This window comes from Streptomyces viridifaciens, assembly GCF_001888885.2.
Lineage (GTDB): Bacteria > Actinomycetota > Actinomycetes > Streptomycetales > Streptomycetaceae > Kitasatospora > Kitasatospora aureofaciens.
Genome location: NZ_CP090841.1, coordinates 2,321,344 through 2,338,214, shown reverse-complemented (window position 1 = coordinate 2,338,214; position 16,871 = coordinate 2,321,344). Strand labels below are relative to the sequence as shown.

At 72.9% G+C, this 16,871-nt stretch carries 14 protein-coding genes; 13 read left to right on the top strand and 1 reads right to left on the bottom strand.

What is annotated here, in order from left to right:
- Positions 1-4: 4 nt before the first annotated feature.
- From BOQ63_RS17550 to BOQ63_RS17540, 3 genes are read left to right on the top strand one after another with little or no spacing between them, the layout of a single operon-like run.
- Entirely contained in the window at positions 5-1,468 is a 1,464-nt protein-coding gene (locus BOQ63_RS17550; protein ID WP_078958681.1) for a lysine N(6)-hydroxylase/L-ornithine N(5)-oxygenase family protein, read from the top strand.
- A complete protein-coding gene (locus BOQ63_RS17545; protein ID WP_072654603.1) occupies positions 1,446-3,269 on the top strand; it encodes an IucA/IucC family protein in 1,824 nt (607 codons plus the stop codon). The genes BOQ63_RS17550 and BOQ63_RS17545 overlap by 23 nt, the downstream gene beginning before the upstream one ends.
- A 12-nt stretch (positions 3,270-3,281) precedes the next feature.
- Positions 3,282-5,405 carry an ATP-dependent DNA helicase gene (locus tag BOQ63_RS17540; protein WP_078867386.1) on the top strand — a complete coding sequence of 708 codons (2,124 nt, stop codon included), beginning with the start codon at positions 3,282-3,284 and terminating at the stop codon, positions 5,403-5,405.
- A 141-nt stretch (positions 5,406-5,546) separates the two neighbouring features.
- Here the strand turns inward: BOQ63_RS17540 and lexA are convergent, their stop codons facing one another.
- Complete coding sequence (lexA, locus tag BOQ63_RS17535) at positions 5,547-6,242, bottom strand: transcriptional repressor LexA (protein ID WP_030285340.1); 696 nt, start codon at positions 6,240-6,242, stop codon at positions 5,547-5,549.
- Between the two features lie 528 nt (positions 6,243-6,770).
- Here lexA and nrdR point away from each other — a divergent pair.
- The 10 genes from nrdR to BOQ63_RS17485 all read left to right on the top strand — a co-directional run bounded on the left by nrdR (position 6,771) and on the right by BOQ63_RS17485 (position 16,852).
- A complete protein-coding gene (nrdR, locus tag BOQ63_RS17530) occupies positions 6,771-7,268 on the top strand; it encodes a transcriptional regulator NrdR (RefSeq protein WP_030285342.1) in 498 nt (165 codons plus the stop codon).
- Positions 7,269-7,501: 233 nt separating this feature from the next.
- Positions 7,502-10,378: a vitamin B12-dependent ribonucleotide reductase gene (locus BOQ63_RS17525; protein ID WP_030285345.1), complete on the top strand. Its 2,877-nt coding sequence runs from the start codon at positions 7,502-7,504 to the stop codon at positions 10,376-10,378.
- Between the two features lie 163 nt (positions 10,379-10,541).
- Entirely contained in the window at positions 10,542-11,300 is a 759-nt protein-coding gene (locus tag BOQ63_RS17520) for an SDR family oxidoreductase (RefSeq protein ID WP_072654602.1), read from the top strand.
- Between the two features lie 73 nt (positions 11,301-11,373).
- The gene (locus BOQ63_RS17515) at positions 11,374-11,610 is read left to right on the top strand and encodes a hypothetical protein (protein ID WP_030285349.1); all 237 of its coding nucleotides are present in this window, start codon (positions 11,374-11,376) and stop codon (positions 11,608-11,610) included.
- Positions 11,611-11,613: 3 nt separating this feature from the next.
- Complete coding sequence (locus BOQ63_RS17510; RefSeq protein WP_072654601.1) at positions 11,614-12,204, top strand: Clp protease N-terminal domain-containing protein; 591 nt, start codon at positions 11,614-11,616, stop codon at positions 12,202-12,204.
- 204 nt (positions 12,205-12,408) lie between these two features.
- Positions 12,409-14,208, top strand: coding sequence for a sensor histidine kinase (locus BOQ63_RS17505; RefSeq protein WP_150475969.1), 1,800 nt, complete (start codon positions 12,409-12,411; stop codon positions 14,206-14,208).
- Positions 14,208-14,648 carry a roadblock/LC7 domain-containing protein gene (locus tag BOQ63_RS17500; RefSeq protein WP_030285355.1) on the top strand — a complete coding sequence of 147 codons (441 nt, stop codon included), beginning with the start codon at positions 14,208-14,210 and terminating at the stop codon, positions 14,646-14,648. The genes BOQ63_RS17505 and BOQ63_RS17500 overlap by 1 nt, the downstream gene beginning before the upstream one ends.
- A complete protein-coding gene (locus tag BOQ63_RS17495; RefSeq protein ID WP_030285356.1) occupies positions 14,645-15,013 on the top strand; it encodes a DUF742 domain-containing protein in 369 nt (122 codons plus the stop codon). The genes BOQ63_RS17500 and BOQ63_RS17495 overlap by 4 nt, the downstream gene beginning before the upstream one ends.
- Positions 14,994-15,617, top strand: a complete 624-nt coding sequence (locus tag BOQ63_RS17490; protein ID WP_030285357.1) for a GTP-binding protein — start codon at positions 14,994-14,996, stop codon at positions 15,615-15,617. The genes BOQ63_RS17495 and BOQ63_RS17490 overlap by 20 nt, the downstream gene beginning before the upstream one ends.
- The gene (locus BOQ63_RS17485) at positions 15,614-16,852 is read left to right on the top strand and encodes a cytochrome P450 (protein ID WP_072654600.1); all 1,239 of its coding nucleotides are present in this window, start codon (positions 15,614-15,616) and stop codon (positions 16,850-16,852) included. Before BOQ63_RS17490 ends, BOQ63_RS17485 begins: the two co-directional genes overlap by 4 nt.
- The last annotated feature ends 19 nt before the right edge of the window (positions 16,853-16,871 follow it).

Sequence of the window (16,871 nt, the reverse complement as noted above, 5' to 3'; positions counted from 1 at the left end):
GCCAGTGGACACCCTCCCCCCGCACGACCCCCCGTACGACCTGCTCGGCGTCGGCATCGGCCCGTTCAACCTCTCGCTCGCCGCCCTCGCCGAGCCCGTGCCCGGCCTGCGCACGCTCTTCTGCGACCAGCGCCCGGAGTTCCGCTGGCACCACGGCATGCTGGTGGACGGCGCCAGGATGCAGGTGCCCTTCCTCGCCGACCTGGTCTCGCTGGTGGACCCGACCAACCCGTGGTCCTTCCTCAACTACCTGCGCGCCCAGGACCGGCTCTTCCCGTTCTACTTCGCCGAACGCTTCCAACTGCCCCGCCGGGAGTACGACCACTACTGCCGCTGGGCCGCCGAGCGGCTGCCCAACTGCCGCTTCGGCACCGAGGTCACCGCCCTGCACCGGGAAGGCACGCTGTTCCGGGTCGAGTTGACGGACACCGCGACCGGTCGGCGCAGCGAGGCCAGGGCCCGCAACCTCGCGCTCGGCGTCGGCACCCGACCCGTGCTGCCCGAGGCCTTCACCGCCCTGGCGAACCACCCGCGGGCCTTCCACTCCGCCGAGTACCTGGACCGCCGGGCCGACCTGGCCGGTGCCCGGGACATCACCGTGGTCGGCAGCGGCCAGTCCGGCGCCGAGGTCTTCCTCGACCTGCTCCGCCGCCACGAGGGCGACGGCGTCCGGCTGCGCTGGCTCACCCGGACCAGGGCGCTCGCCCCCATGGAGTACTCCAAGCTCGGCCTGGAGCACTTCACCCCCGACTACACCCGCTACTTCCACGGCTTGCCCGGCCCCGTCCGGGACGCCCTGGTCACCGCCCAGTGGCAGCTGCACAAGGCCGCCAGCGCCGAGACCCTCGCCGAGATCCACGACCACCTCTACGAGCGCACCATCGGCCGTCCGATCGACACCGCCCCGGTCGAGATCACCCCCGGCACCGCCGTCACCGACGCCCGACCCGGCCCCTGCGGCGGCCTCGAACTCCACTGCCGGCACACCGACTCCGGCGCCGAGCACCTGCTGCGCACCGACGCCGTGGTGCTCGCCACCGGCTACCGCGCCGCCCGCCCGGCCGCCCTCGAACCGCTCGCCCACCTGATCGACTGGGACGAGTCCGGGCGCTACCGGGTCGACCTCGACCACCGGGTCGCCACCCGGCCCGGGCTCGCCGGGGGCATCTACGTCCAGAACGCCGAACTGCACACCCACGGCGTCGGCACCCCCGACCTCGGCCTCGGCGCCCACCGGGCCGCCGTCATCCTGAACGCCGTCGCCGGGCGGACCGTCCACCGGCTGCCCGCCCGCACCGCCTGGACCGGCTTCGCGCCGCCCGTCCCCACCGGCCCGACCGGCGCTGCCGCCCCCGCCGGCCCGGCCGTTCCCACCGCCCCGGCCGGCGCCACCGTCCTGCCCGAACCCCCCACCCCCGTCCTCCCCCGCCCCCAGGAGCTGACCCGTGCCGCAACCGCCGGCCGCTGAACCGCCGCTCTACCTGCCCCCGCACCTCACCGCCGGGAACTGGCAGCGGGCCGGCCGTGCCCTGCTGGCCAAGATGCTCGGCGAGTTCGCCTACGAGGAGCTGCTCAGGCCCGTCCCGGGCGCCCTCGACGGCGAGTACCTGCTGAAACTGCCCGAGGCCGAGTACCGCTTCGCCGCCCGGCGCGGCGCCTACGACGGCTGGCAGGTCGACCCGGAGACGATCCGCTGCTCCCAGCCGGACGGCCTGGACCCGCTGCGCTTCCTGCCGTACGCCCGGGAGGCCCTCGGGATGCGCGCCGAGACCACCGCCCACCTGATCCGCGAGCTCTCCGCCACCCTGACCGCCGACACCCGCCAACTCGCCACCGCGCTCACCGCCGCCGAACTCGCCGACCTCGACCACCCGGCGCTGGAGGGGCGGCAGACCGGCCACCCGTGGATCGTCCCCAGCAAGGGCAGGATCGGCTTCTCCGGCGCCGACGCCGCCCGCTGGACCCCGGAAGCCCGCAGCGCCCGCCCGCTGCCCTGGATCGCCGTCCACCGCCGGCTCGCCCAGTACCGCGGCGTGCCCGGCCTGGACCACCCCGAGCAGCTGTACGCCCGCGAGCTGGACGACGTCGACGCGCTGCGCGCCCCGCTCGGTGCCGACGCCGACGACTACCTGCTGCTGCCCGTCCACCCCTGGCAGTGGGACGAGACGGTCCTACCGCTGTTCGCGCCCTGGATCGCCTCCGGCGAGATCGTCCCGCTGCCCTCCGACGGCGACCCACGGCTGCCCCAGCAGTCCATCCGCTCCTTCTTCAACACCGCCCATCCGGAGCGCTGCACCGTCAAGCTGCCGCTGTCCATCCTCAACACCCTGGTCTGGCGCGGGCTGCCGGTCGAACGGACCCTCGCCGCGCCCGCCGTCACCGCCTGGCTGCACCGGCTGCGCGACGCCGACCCGTACCTGCGGGACGAGTGCCGGGTGATCCTGCTCGGCGAGATCGCCTCCGTCACCGTCGACCACCCCGTCTACCGGGTGATGCCCGAATCGCCGTACCAGTACAAGGAACTCCTCGGCGCGATCTGGCGCGAACCGCTCGGTCCCTTCCTCGCCCCGGACGAACGCGCCCGCACCCTCGCCGCCCTGCTGCAGACCGGCTCCGACGGGCGCGCGCTCGCCGCCGAACTGATCACCCGCTCCGGCCTCACCCCCGCCGAGTGGACCGGTCGGCTGTTCGCGGCGACGCTGCCGCCGCTGCTGCACTTCCTCTACCGCTACGGGCTGGTCTTCTCCCCGCACGGCGAGAACGCCATCGTGGTCTTCGACGACCGCGACACCCCGACCCGGCTCGCGGTCAAGGACTTCGTCGACGACGTCAACCTCAGCGACCAGGACCTGCCCGAACTGCGCGACCTGCCCGACGGGGTCGCCGACGTGCTGCTGCGGGACGACCCCCAGGGCCTCTGCCAGTTCATCCACTCCGGGCTGTTCATCGGCGTCTTCCGCTACCTCGCCCCGATGCTCGAGGCGCAGACCGGACTGCCCGAGACCGAGTTCTGGGCCCTGCTGCGGGCCGAGATCCACCGCTACCAGGACCGCTTCCCCGAGCTGGGCGCGCGCTTCGAGCTGTTCGACCTGTTCCGGCCCCGGATCGACCGGCTCTGCCTCAACCGCAACCGGCTGGTCATGGACGGCTACCAGGACCGCCCGCACCGCCCGCACGCGGTCCGGCACGGGACGGTGCCGAACGCCCTGGTCACCGTGGAGGTGCGGCTTCCGGTACGACGGCACCGGATTGTCACCCCCGCCCCGTAGGGTGGAAGGGTCATGACGAACGACTCCGAATCCCACGACTTTGAATCCCAGGGGGCGACGGACCTCGGCGACGAGGCCGAGGACGCCGTAGCCGTCCCGCGCTCGCGGATCCCTGAGCTGCTGCACGCCGCGGTCGAGTCCGTCGGCGGCGTCGAGCGCCCCGGCCAGGTGCGGATGGCCGAGGCCGTCGCCGACGCCGTCGACCACGCCGAGCACCTGCTCGTCCAGGCGGGCACCGGCACCGGCAAGTCCCTCGCCTACCTGGTGCCGGCCCTCGCCCACGGCGACCGCGTGGTGGTCGCCACCGCCACCCTGGCACTGCAACGCCAGCTGGTGGAACGGGACTTGCCGCGCACGGTCGAGGCGCTGCACCCGGTGCTGCGCCGCCGCCCGCTGTTCGCGATGCTCAAGGGCCGGTCCAACTACCTGTGCCTCCACCGGGCCAACGAGGGCACCCCGAGCGACGAGGGCGAGGGCCTGTTCGACCCGGTGGACGCGCTCGGCGGCCCGGCCGGCAAGCTCGGCCAGGAGGTGCTGCGGCTGCGCGACTGGGCGGACGAGACCGAGACCGGGGACCGGGACGACATGAGCCCCGGCGTCTCGGACAAGGCCTGGGCGCAGCTGTCGGTCACCTCCAAGGAGTGCCTGGGCGCGACCCGCTGCGCGTACGGGCAGGAGTGCTTCGCGGAGAAGGCCCGGGAGCGCGCCAAGCTGGCGGACGTGGTGGTCACCAACCACGCGATGCTCGCGATCGACGCGATCGAGGGCGCGCCGGTGCTGCCCGAGCACGGGCTGCTGATCGTGGACGAGGCGCACGAGCTGGTCAACCGGGTCACCGGCGCGGCCACCGCCGAGCTGACCGTCGGCGCCGTCAACCGGGCGGTGAAGCGGGCGGCCCGACTGGCCAACGAGAAGGCCGTGGACCTGCTGCAGGCCGCCGCCGAGAACTACCACGGCCTGATGGAGACCGCCCAGCCCGGCCGGGTCGAGGAACTGCCCGAGTACCTGGCGTACGCGGTCACCGCGATCCGGGACGCCGCCCGGCAGGTGATCACCTCGCTCGGCGAGACCAGGGACAAGGGGCTCAGCGACGAGGACGCGGTCCGCAAGCAGGCGATGGCCTCTGCCGAGACCGTGCACGAGACCGCCGAGCGGCTGCTGGAGGACTCCGAGTACGACGTCATCTGGATCGAGCGCAGCGACCGCTACGGGCTGGGCACCGCCTCGCTGCGGGTCGCGCCGCTGAGCGTGTCCGGACTGCTGCGCGAGGGGCTCTACAAGGAGCGCTCGGTCGTGCTCACCTCGGCCACCCTCAAGCTGGGCGGGGACTTCAACGGAGTGGCCGGCTCGCTCGGCCTGCCCAAGGAGACCCGGCTGCCCGACCAGCGCACGCCCGGCGACAACCCGGAGCCCGGCTTCGGGGAGGACGCCGTTCCGTACTGGCGGGGGATCGACGTCGGCTCGCCGTTCAAGTACCCCAAGCAGGGCATCCTGTACGTCGCCAAGCACCTCGCCGACCCCGGGCGCGATCCCGAACGGCCGGACATGCTGGATGAGTTGGAGGAGCTGATCGGGGCGGCCGGCGGTCGGACGCTGGGCCTGTTCTCCTCGATGCGGGGCGCCCAGGCGGCCGCCGAGGCGATGCGGGAACGGCTGGACCACCGGATCCTGCTCCAGGGCGAGGACACCCTGGGCGAGTTGATCCGGGAGTTCGCCTCGGACGCGACCACCTGCCTGTTCGGAACGCTCTCGTTGTGGCAGGGCGTGGACGTGCCCGGCTCGGCCTGCCAGCTGGTCGTGATGGACCGCATCCCCTTCCCGCGGCCGGACGACCCGCTGATGAGCGCCCGTCAGAAGGACGTCGAACAGCACGGCGGGAACGGCTTCATGGCCGTCGCGGCGACGCACGCGGCGCTGCTGATGGCGCAGGGCGCGGGCCGGCTGGTGCGCGCGGCGGACGACCGGGGCGTGGTGGCGGTGCTCGACCCGCGGGTGGAGACCAAACGGTACGGCGGTTTCTTCCGGTCCTCGATGCCGGAGTTCTGGTACACCACGGACCGCAACCAGGTGCGCCGCTCGCTGGCGGCGATCGACGCCTCGGCGGCGCCGGTGCGGCCGGTGGCGAAGCGGGGCTGAGGGCCCTAGGGGCCCCGAGAACTTGCGGCTCCGAGGGGCTGAGGGCCCTTGCGGCCCGGCCCGGGAACGCCGGAGGGGCTCCCCGCCGTGGCGGTGGAGCCCCTCTCCGGTGTGCCGGTATGGGTGGGTGGCGCGGCGCCGTCAGAGGCGGCGCAGGACCGCGACGACCTTGCCCAGGATGGTGGCGTTGTCGCCGTTGATCGGCTCGTACGCCGGGTTGTGCGGCATCAGCCAGATCCGGCCGTCCTCGCGCTTGAGCCGCTTGACGGTGGCCTCGCCGTCGATCATCGCGGCCACGATGTCGCCGTTCTCGGCGACCGGCTGGCGGCGCACGGTGACCCAGTCGCCGTCGCAGATGGCCGCCTCGATCATCGAGTCGCCGCGCACGGTGAGCGCGAAGAGCTCGCCCTCGCCGACCAGCTGGCGGGGCAGCGGGAAGACGTCCTCGACGGTCTGCTCGGCCAGGATCGGACCGCCGGCGGCGATCCGGCCGACCAGCGGGACGTAGGAGGTGGAGGGGCGCCCGGCCGTCTCGGCGGTGTTGGGGCGGGCCACCTCGACGCCGCGGACCTCGTAGGCGCGCGGGCGGTGCGGGTCGCGGCGGAGGAAGCCCTTGCGCTCCAGGGCCATCAGCTGGTGGGCGACCGAGGAGGTGCTGGACAGGCCCACGGCCTGGCCGATCTCGCGCATGGACGGCGGGTAGCCGCGGCGCTGGACGGAGTCGCGGATGACCTCGATCACCCGGCGCTGGCGCTCGGTGAGGCCGGCCTCGTCGGTGCGGATGCCGGGGGGGCGGCCGGGCATTGCGCGGGCCGGAGAGGGCTGGGCGTCGTCCATGGCGGGGGAGTGTTCGATCGGCTGGTCGGGGACGCGGCCGGTGGTGGAAACGGCCGGGCCGGAGAGGCGGTGGTCTTCGCTACGGTCCATGCTGATGTCCACGCTCTGCTCATTCGTGGTGCGCTGCCCCACCTTGAACTGGGAGTGTTCCTGCACCGGGATGGTGTTGCTTTCGATGGTGTTCACGGCGGCCCCTCTCGACGGCTGTCCTCTCCCTTTTCCAGCCCAACGCACCTCCTATCGAAAGGTTGCGCCAAACACACGTTCGAGTGAATTATTCGGGAGTTGGCTGACTCGATCAAGGCTTTGTTGTACATCGAGCAATTGTTCGACCGGATGTCGACTTCGGAAGTCTAATCGGCGCCGACACGCCACGGGTGCCGCATCCCCCGAAGACCTAGATGTAGTGGCTAGAGTCCTCTCCGTGCCCAGTACTAGTGGTCGCGTCGCATGATCAGCTTGCCGAGGCCGGGGGCGCATCGCATAGACTCAACCGGTCCGCACGTCCTGCCAGGGAGGGATCCCCAGGTGCACTGCCCCTTCTGCCGGCACTCCGACAGCCGCGTTGTCGACAGCCGGACCACCGAGGACGGCAGCTGCATTCGCCGTCGTCGACAGTGCCCGGACTGCGGCCGCCGTTTCACCACCGTGGAGACGGCCGCGCTCATGGTCGTCAAGCGCAGCGGCGTCACCGAACCCTTCTCCCGGCAGAAGGTGATCACCGGAGTCCGCAAGGCCTGCCAGGGCCGCCCGGTCACCGAGGACGCCCTCGCCCAGCTCGGGCAGCGGGTCGAGGAGTGCGTGCGCGCCAGCGGCAACGCCGAGCTGACCACCCACGACGTCGGGCTGGCCATACTCGGCCCGCTGAAGGAACTCGACCTGGTGGCGTACCTGCGCTTCGCCAGCGTGTACCAGGCGTACGACGGACTCGAGGACTTCGAGGCCGCCATCGCGGAACTCCGCGCCGAGCGGCCCGCCACCGAGGCGGACGGCACCTGCGCGCCCGTTCCCGCCGCCGCGCCCTAGGAGGCGCGCCGGGCCCGAGCGGCCCCCCACAGCCAACATGACGCAGGCCCCCAGCGGGCCGGCAGCACCACAGGCCCCGCGTGGGCCCACGCGTGCCCGAAAACGGGGCACGGAACACTACAAACGGTGCGTGAGCGGTCGGGTTCCGCCTGCCCGCACACCGGAGGAACGAACCAGCAGTGCCCGGATTTTTCGGGGCACTTCGGGCGTTTGCCCAGGAGGAGGAGCGAGAAGTGACAGACACCACGAGCGGTTCCGCACGCGGGTCGAAGTCCGAGAAGGCCGCGGCCAAGGGCGCCAAGGCCCCGAAGGGCGGTCTCCGGATGGAGCGCATCTACACCACCCCTGGCGTGCACCCGTACGACGAGGTCCGCTGGGAGCGGCGCGACGTCGTCATGACCAACTGGCGCGACGGCTCGATCAACTTCGAGCAGCGCGGCGTGGAGTTCCCGGACTTCTGGTCGGTCAACGCCGTCAACATCGTGACGTCCAAGTACTTCCGCGGCGCCGTCGGCACCCCGCAGCGCGAGTGGAGCCTCAAGCAGATCATCGACCGCGTGGTGCTCACCTACCGCGCCGCCGGCGAGAAGCACGGCTACTTCGCCACCAAGGACGACGCCGAGATCTTCGAGCACGAGCTGACCCACGCCCTCCTCCACCAGGTGTTCAGCTTCAACTCGCCGGTCTGGTTCAACGTCGGCACCAAGCAGCCCCAGCAGGTCAGCGCCTGCTTCATCCTGTCCGTCGACGACTCCATGGAGTCGATCCTCGACTGGTACAAGGAAGAGGGCATGATCTTCAAGGGCGGCTCCGGCGCCGGCCTCAACCTCTCCCGCATCCGCTCCTCCAAGGAACTGCTGTCCTCCGGCGGCAACGCCTCCGGCCCGGTCTCCTTCATGCGCGGCGCCGACGCCTCGGCCGGCACCATCAAGTCCGGTGGCGCCACCCGCCGGGCGGCCAAGATGGTCGTGCTCGACGTCGACCACCCGGACGTCGAGGCCTTCATCGAGACCAAGGTGAAGGAGGAGGAGAAGATCCGCGCCCTGCGCGACGCGGGCTTCGACATGGACCTCGGCGGCGACGACATCGCTTCCGTCCAGTACCAGAACGCCAACAACTCGGTCCGCGTCAACGACGAATTCATGACCGCCGTCGAGAACGGCACCGAATTCGGCCTGCGCGCCCGGATGACCGGCGAGGTCATCGAGACCGTCGACGCCAAGAAGCTGTTCCGCAAGATGGCCGAGGCCGCCTGGGCCTGCGCCGACCCCGGAATCCAGTACGACTCCACCATCAACCACTGGCACACCTGCCCGGAGTCCGGCCGCATCAACGCGTCCAACCCCTGCTCCGAGTACATGCACCTGGACAACTCCAGCTGCAACCTCGCCTCGCTGAACCTGATGAAGTTCCTGCGCGACGACGACTCGTTCGACGCCGCGACCTTCGCCAAGGTCGTCGAGCTGGTCATCACCGCGATGGACATCTCCATCTGCTTCGCCGACTTCCCGACCGAGAAGATCGGCGAGACCACCCGCGCCTTCCGCCAGCTGGGCATCGGCTACGCCAACCTCGGCGCCCTGCTGATGGCCACCGGCCACGCCTACGACAGCGAGGGCGGCCGCGCCCTGGCCGGCGCCATCACCTCGCTGATGACCGGCACCGCCTACCGCCGCGGCGCCGAACTCGCCGGCGTGGTCGGCCCGTACGACGGCTACGCCCGCAACGCGACCGCGCACCAGCAGGTCATGAAGCAGCACGCCGACGCCTCCCTGGACGCGGTGTCCTTCGACGACCTGGACGCCCCGGTCTGGCTCGCGGCCAACAGGTCCTGGCAGGACGTGCTGCGCATCGGCGCGGAGAACGGGTTCCGCAACGCCCAGGCCTCGGTGCTCGCCCCGACCGGCACCATCGGCCTGATGATGGACTGCGACACCACCGGCGTCGAGCCCGACCTCGCCCTGGTCAAGTTCAAGAAGCTGGTCGGCGGCGGTTCGATGCAGATCGTCAACGGCACCGTCCCGCGCGCCCTCAAGCGCCTCGGCTACCAGGACGAGCAGATCGAGGCGATCGTCGCCCACATCGCCGAGCACGGCAACGTGGTGGACGCGCCCGGCCTGAAGACCGAGCACTACGAGGTGTTCGACTGCGCGATGGGTGAGCGCTCCATCTCCCCGATGGGGCACGTGCGGATGATGTCGGCGATCCAGCCGTGGATCTCCGGCGCCATCTCCAAGACGGTCAACATGCCGGCCAGCGCCACCGTCGAGGACGTCGAGGAGATCTACTTCGAGGCGTGGAAGATGGGCGTCAAGGCGCTCGCCATCTACCGCGAGAACTCGAAGGTCGGCCAGCCGCTCTCGGCCAAGAAGAAGGACTCCGAGGCCAAGGCCGAGGAGGCCCCGGCCGCCGTCGAGAAGGTCGTCGAGTACCGCCCGGTCCGCAAGCGCCTGCCCAAGGGCCGCCCGGGCATCACCACCTCCTTCACGGTCGGTGGCGCCGAGGGCTACATGACCGCCAACTCCTACCCGGACGACGGCCTCGGCGAGGTCTTCCTGAAGATGTCCAAGCAGGGCTCGACCCTCGCGGGCATGATGGACGCCTTCTCCATCGCCGTCTCGGTCGGCCTGCAGTACGGCGTGCCGCTGGAGACCTACGTCTCGAAGTTCACCAACATGCGCTTCGAGCCGGCCGGTCTGACCGACGACCCGGACGTGCGGATGGCCCAGTCGATCGTCGACTACATCTTCCGCCGCCTGGCGCTGGACTTCCTGCCGTTCGAGACCCGCTCGGCGCTCGGCATCCACTCCGTCGAGGAGCGCACCCGGCACCTGGAGACCGGTTCCTACGAGCCGCTGGAGGCCGAGGAGCTCGACACCGAGTCCCTCGCCCAGTCGGCCCCGGTGGCCCCCGTCAAGCCGGCCCCGGCCGTCGAGTCGCCCAAGGCCGTCCCGGCCCCGAAGCAGGCTCACAACTCCACGGAGCTGATGGAGATCCAGCTCGGCCTCAACGCCGACGCGCCGCTCTGCTTCTCCTGCGGCACCAAGATGCGCCGCGCCGGCAGCTGCTACCTGTGCGAGGGCTGCGGCTCCACCAGCGGCTGCAGCTGACCGCCGGACTGACCCCGCGCGGGTGAGCCACCGCTGAGGCGGGGCGAGGACTCCACGTCCTCGCCCCGCCTCTTTTTCGCGCCCGGAGGCGCCGATGTCACGAATGCGGGCGGTGTCCGGTCCGTAGGGGGTGACGGCGTGTTCGGAGAGGAGTGGTGTGGTGATGGGGACGGTGCTGGTGACCGGCGCGACGGGGACGTTGGGCCGGGAGGTGGTGCGGTTGCTGGTGGCGCGCGGGGTGGCGGTGCGGGGGTTGAGCCGGCGGGCGCGGGCGGCGGGCGCGGGGGTCGAGTGGGTGGTCGGGGACCTGGTCACCGGGGAGGGCATCGCGGCGGCCGTGGCCGGCGTGGAGACGGTGGTGGACTGCGCGACCACCCAGGGGAAGAAGGACGTGGCGGCGCTCGGGCGGCTGGTGGCACAGGCCCGGGAGGCCGGGGCGCGGCACCTGGTGTACGTGTCGATCGTGGGGATCGACCGGGTGCCGCTCGCGTACTACCGGGCGAAGCTCGGCTGCGAGCGGGTGCTGGAGGAGTCGGGACTGGGGTGGACGGTGCTGCGGGCGACCCAGTTCCACGACCTGCTGCTGAAGGCCTTCGACCTGAGCGCGAAGCTGCCGGTGTTCCCGGTGGTGAGCGGCGCGCTGATCCAGCCGGTCGAGGTCCGGGAGGTGGCGGAGCACGTCGCGGAGCTGGTGGGGCGGGAGCCGGCCGGGTTCGCGCCGGAGGTGGGCGGGCCGCGGGTGCGGTCGTACCGGGAGCTGGCCGAGGCGTACCTGCGGGCGTCGGGCCGGCGGCGGTTGCTGCTGCCGCTGCGGATCCCGGGCGCTTTGGGCCGTTCCCTGCGGGCGGGCGGACTCACGGCACCGGAGCGGGCGGTGGGCCGGGGGACCTTCGAGGAGGCGCTGGCGCGGCGGTTCCGGTGAGCTCCGCAGCCGAGGTTTCCGCGACTGTCAACCAGGGTTGACATCTTTCCGGATGTCAACCAAAGTTGACGGCATGAGCGAGAGCGGAGAGCTCGCGGCCGCCGCGAGCAGTCGTGACCCCGCCGTGGGGCTCCGGGCGGTCCGCGCCCTACGTGATCTGGCGGACCGCCTGGAGTCCCTGCAGGTGGAGAACGCCCGGTCACAGGGCTGGTCCTGGCAGGACATCGCGGTCTGCCTCGGGGTCACCAGACAGGCGGTGCACAAGAAGTACGCACGGCGGACGCCCGGCAAGGGCGAGGACGGGGGCTGAGCGATGTTCGAGCGTTTCACCGCAGCGGCGCGGCAGGTCGTGGTCGGCGCGCAGGAGGAGGCGAGGGGGCTGCGGCACGGGCACGTCGGGACGGAGCACCTGCTGCTGGCGATCCTGGCCGGGCCGGACGACCCGGCGGCCGAGGTTCTGATCGGGATGGGCCTGGACCACGAGGCGGCGCGCCGCGCGGTGGTCCGGCTGCTCGGGCCGGGGGACGACGCCGAGGTGCTGGCCTCGATCGGCGTGGACCTGGACGCGGTCCGGGCCGCGGTGGAGTCGGCCTTCGGGGCGGGTGCGCTGGACCCGCCGGTGGACGAGGGGCCCAGGCGGCGGGGCTGGTTCCGGACCGGGGGGTCGAAGCCGGCTCGCAGTCCGTTCGGCCAGGGGGCGAAGAAGGCGCTGGAGCTCTCGCTGCGCGAGTCCCTGCGGCTGAAGTCGGGGGAGATCGGGGTGGGCCACCTGCTGCTGGGAGTGCTCCGGGTGGAGGACGGCCCCGGGCTGCGGGTGGTGGCCGACCACGGGCTGGACCCGGCGGCCGTACGGCGGGCGGTGGAGGCCAAACTGTCCCCGAGCGGCTCCGCCCGACGGGAATGAACGAGATTGGCCGTCAACTAGCGGGTTGAGGCCAATGTCTGAATCGATATGATCGGCCGAAAGCGTGAACCGATCAGCCGCCCGGAGGCGTTTCACCACGCCACCGGGCGGTCTGGTATGCGCCCGACCAGCTGTCGGCGGCCGCAACCGTCGCCGACCCGCCGCCCGCGCCGCCGCCCGCCGACGTTGCCGAGGACCGCACCGATGAGAGAAGCCACCAGCCCCGACGGTCGGCCGCGCCGCCGGCCGGCGCCACGCACCGCCGCCCTGACCGTGGCCGCCGTCCTGCTGGCGCTGGTCGCCGCACCGGTCGGCATCGGACGGGCCCTGGACGCGCACCAGCCGCTCACCGCCGTCGCCGTGGCCGCCGTGGCGGTGCTCTGGCTGATCGCGGTGGGCCTCGCCGCGAGCGGCGCCGAGCGCTCCCGCCGACTGGCCGAGGAACTGGCCGCGCAGCACGAGGAGACCCGGGCCGCGCTGGTCGCCGCCGGCACCGCCCGGCAGGCCGAGACGGCCGCCCGGGACCGCGCCGCCGCCGCGCTCACCGAACGGGACGCCGCCCGGGCCGAGCAGGCCCGCGCCGAGGCGGACGTCACCGCCACCCGCGCCGAGCTGGACCAGCTGCGGACCCGGCTCGACACCGAGCGGGCCGAGGCCGCGGCGGAGCGGGAGCGGGCCGCCGCAGAGCGGGCCGAGCTGGAGCGGCTCCCCGAGGGCGTACTGCCCGAGGTGGTGAAGAAGCTGCGCGGGGGCGCGGCCGTGGACAGTGCGCTGGCTGCTCACCGCAAGCACCCCCAGTACGCGCTGCTGCGCGCCGTCGGTGAGGAGATCAGCCGGGGCGAGCGGCTGCGGGCCGCCGCGCTCGCGGTCTGCGCGACCGCCGCCGGCCGGGTCCAGGCGCTGGCCACGAGCATGCACGCCGAACTGCGCGAGATGCAGCACCGGCACGACGAGGAGGTCCTCGGCGACCTGCTGCGGCTGGACCACTCGACCGCCCAGGCCGGCCGGATGGCGGACGGCATCGCGGTGCTCACCGGCGCCCGCTCGGGCCGCCGCTGGGCCAAGCCGATCGCGGTGGAGTCGGTGCTGCGCGGCGCGCTCGGCCGGATCGGCGCCTACCAGCGGGTGCGGCTGCACAACGCCAGCACCGCCGCCGTCGCCGGCTTCGCGGCCGAGGGCGTGATGCACGCACTGGCCGAACTGCTGGACAACGCCACCAACTTCTCCGCCCCGCCGTCCGAGGTGCACGTCTACGTCGAGGAGGTGCCGGCCGGACTGGCGGTCACCGTCGAGGACAGCGGGCTGGGCCTGAGCGACAGCTGGCTGCGCCGGGCCGAACGGGCCGTCTCCGCCGAGCCGCTGGACCTCGCCACGCTCTCCGCGGGCACCCGGCTGGGCCTCGCGGTGGTCGGCGTGCTGGCGCGCAAGCACGGTCTGCAGATCTCCTTCCGGCCGTCGGCGCGCGGCGGCACCGGGGTGGTGATGCTGATCCCTCAGCAGCTGGTCACCCACGCCGCTCCCACGCCCGCCGCAGCCCCCGCCACGGCGCCCGCGCCCGCCGCGGAGGCCGTGCGCCCCGCGCTCACCCCCGCCCGTCCGGCGCCCGCCTCACTGCCGCCCGCTGCCAGCACACCGGCCGCCGCACCGGCTCCGGTACCTGCGGCCGTACCGGCCGGTCCGGCGGTTCCGGCACCCACCGTCCCCGCCCAGGGCCCGGCCGCGCCCGCCCGGATGACCGACAGCGGCCTGCCGCAGCGCCGCCGCGGGCAGACCCTGGCCGCCACCACCCCGGCGACGGCCCCGGCCGCCGAGCCCGCACGGACCGACGTGGCGCGCGCCGCCGCCCGGTTCGGCGCCTTCCGCCGGGCCGCCCAGCCGGCGCTGCCCGCCTCCGGGGCGGCGCCCACCGCCTCCGGGGCGGCACCGACCGCCTCCGGGGCGGCACCGACCGCGGACACCGACACCACGCCCGACGCTTCCCCCGTCACCGAGAAGGACACCTGATGAGCAGCGCCCCCGACCGCGACCTCGACTGGCTGTTGGAAAACCTGCTGGCGGCAACCCCCGGCACCCGGCACGCCCTGGTGCTCTCCGCCGACGGCCTCAAGCTCTGCCACACCGCCGGGCTGAGTGCTGACCAGGCCGACCAGCTGTCCGCGATCGCCTCCGGTCTGCAGAGCCTGGCGCACGGCGCCTCGATCGAGTTCGGCGACGGCAGCGGCGGCGTGCGGCAGTCGATGACCGAGTTCCACGGCGGCATCCTGTGCATCGTGGCGGCCGGTGAGGGCGCCCACCTCGCGGTGGTCACGGACGACGACGCGGACGTGGGCGTGGTCGGCCACAACATGCACGGCCTGATCGAGCAGATCGGCATCCACCTCAGCGCACCGGCCCGGGGCTCGGATTCCGGCGAGGCCGCCGCGCAAGAGAGCGCCGGGATATGACCGGCGGGCCGGCGCTGCCGGGACGGGACGACGACCCGGACCGCCTCTACACCATCACCGGGGGCCGCAGCCGCGCCCCGGAGAACGCCTTCGACCTGGTCACACTGATCGTCGCCGAGCGGCAGCCGACGCCGGGGATGCAGTCGGAGCACGCCCGGATCCTGCGGATGTGCGAGGCCCCGACCGCCGTGGTGGAGGTGGCGGCGGAGCTGTCGCTGCCCGTCTCGGTGGCGAAGATCCTGCTCGGCGACCTGCTGGAGTCCGGGGCGGTCACCGCCCGCCACCCCAGGTTCGCGCCGAACAAGGCCCGGCTGCCCGATCTCGACACGCTGAAGCAGGTGCTGCATGGCCTCCAACGGCTCTGATGCCCCGCCGACGGGGCGCACCCCGCTGCGGGCGACCGCCGACAACGCGCTGAAGATCGTCGTGGTCGGCGGCTTCGGGGTGGGCAAGACCACCCTGGTCGGCTCGGTCAGCGAGATCCGTCCGCTGAACACCGAGGAGGTGATGACCCGGGCCGGGGAGGGCATCGACCCGGCCGGCAGCTGGGGCAAGCGCTCCACCACGGTCGCCTTCGACTTCGGCCGGATCACCCTGTCGGAGCGGCAGGTGCTGTACCTGTTCGGCGCGCCCGGGCAGGAACGTTTCTGGTTCCTCTGGGACCGGCTGTTCAGCGGCGCCCTGGGGGCGGTCGTCCTGGTCGACACCCGGCGGCTGGAGGACTCCTGGTACGCGATCGACCGGCTGGAGCACCACGGCACCCCGTTCATCGTCGCCCGCAACAACTTCGGCGAGCCCGGCCACACCCTGGAGCAGGTCCGCGAGGCCCTGGACCTGCCGCCCGAGGTCCCGCTGGTGGACTGCGACGCCCGCGACCGCGAGTCCGGCAAGCGGGTGCTGATCGAACTGGTCCACCACCTGGCCGCCCTGGCCGGGGCCCCGCTGACGTACGAGGAGAGCACCCAGTGACCGAGCCCGCCGCCACCCCGCCCCCGGGCTGCCCGGCGCACGCCGGCGCCACGCCGCTGTACGGGCCGCGCTTCCAGACCGACCCGGCCCAGCTCTATCGCGAGCTCCGGGCCGCCCACGGCCCGGTCGCCCCGGTCGAGCTGGCCGGCGGCGTGCCCGCCTGGCTGGTCATCGGCTACCGGGAACTGCAGCAGGTCACCGGCCAGCCGCAGCTGTTCGGCCGGGACTCCAGCCGCTGGCACGCCTGGGACACCCTGCCCGCCGACTGGCCGCTGAAGCCGATGATGGCCCCGGTGCCGTCGATGCTGTACACGGAAGGCGAGGAACACGTCCGCCGCTCCCGCGCGGTCACCGACGCGCTGGCCGGGATCGACCCGTACGAACTGCGCAAGCACTCCGAGGAGATCGCCGACCGGCTGATCGACGGGTTCGCCGGGCGCGGCGAGGCCGATCTGGTCGCCGAGTACGCCCACCTGATGCCGTTGCTCGTGCTCTGCCGGGTGTTCGGCCTGGACGAGGAGCGGGCGCCGGAGCTGGTCGACGCGGTGCTCACCATGCTGGACGGCGGTCCGGGCGCGCCGGCCTCCGCCCAGCGGCTGCTGGAGCTGATGCTCGAAGTGGTCCGGGCGAAGGCCGAGCACCCGGGCGGGGACGTGGCCTCGCGGATGCTGGCCCACCCCGCGGGCCTGGACCACGACGAGATCATGCGCGACCTGAGGGTGTTGTTGATCTCCGGTCACCAGCCGAGCTCGTACTGGATCTCCAACGCCTTGCGGCTGATGCTCACCGACGAGCGGTTCTCCGCGTCGCTGGCGGGCGGGCGGCGCAGCATCAGCCAGGCGCTCAACGAGGCGCTCTGGGAGGACACGCCGGTCCAGATCTTCGCCGGTCGCTGGGCGGTGCGGGACACCCAGCTCGGCGGTCAGCGGATCGGCGAGGGGGACATGCTGCTGCTCGGCTTCGCCGGGGCCAACGCGGACCCGTCGGTGCGCGAGCCCGACGGCCGCCCGGCCGAGGGGAACCGTGCGCACATGAGCTACTCGTACGGCGAGCACGGCTGCCCCTTCCCGGCCCAGGAGGCGGCCGAGGTGATCGCCACCACCGCGATCGAGGTACTGCTGGACCGGCTGCCGGACCTGCGGCTGGCGGTGGCCGAGCACGCCCTGGTGTGGCGGCCCTCGGCCTGGGTGCGCGGGCTGGTCGCGCTGCCGGTCTCGTTCACCCCGGGTCATTGACGCCAGGCGCCCCCGCACG

Excerpts from the sequence above, each read along its gene's own strand:
- BOQ63_RS17540 (WP_078867386.1), top strand. The coding sequence starts at position 3,282 with ATGACGAACGACTCCGAATCCCACGACTTTGAATCCCAGGGGGCGACG.
- lexA (WP_030285340.1), bottom strand. The coding sequence starts at position 6,242 with ATGGACGACGCCCAGCCCTCTCCGGCCCGCGCAATGCCCGGCCGCCCC.
- BOQ63_RS17520 (WP_072654602.1), top strand. The coding sequence starts at position 10,542 with ATGGGGACGGTGCTGGTGACCGGCGCGACGGGGACGTTGGGCCGGGAG.
- BOQ63_RS17515 (WP_030285349.1), top strand. The coding sequence starts at position 11,374 with ATGAGCGAGAGCGGAGAGCTCGCGGCCGCCGCGAGCAGTCGTGACCCC.
- BOQ63_RS17510 (WP_072654601.1), top strand. The coding sequence starts at position 11,614 with ATGTTCGAGCGTTTCACCGCAGCGGCGCGGCAGGTCGTGGTCGGCGCG.
- BOQ63_RS17505 (WP_150475969.1), top strand. The coding sequence starts at position 12,409 with ATGAGAGAAGCCACCAGCCCCGACGGTCGGCCGCGCCGCCGGCCGGCG.
- BOQ63_RS17500 (WP_030285355.1), top strand. The coding sequence starts at position 14,208 with ATGAGCAGCGCCCCCGACCGCGACCTCGACTGGCTGTTGGAAAACCTG.
- BOQ63_RS17495 (WP_030285356.1), top strand. The coding sequence starts at position 14,645 with ATGACCGGCGGGCCGGCGCTGCCGGGACGGGACGACGACCCGGACCGC.
- BOQ63_RS17490 (WP_030285357.1), top strand. The coding sequence starts at position 14,994 with ATGGCCTCCAACGGCTCTGATGCCCCGCCGACGGGGCGCACCCCGCTG.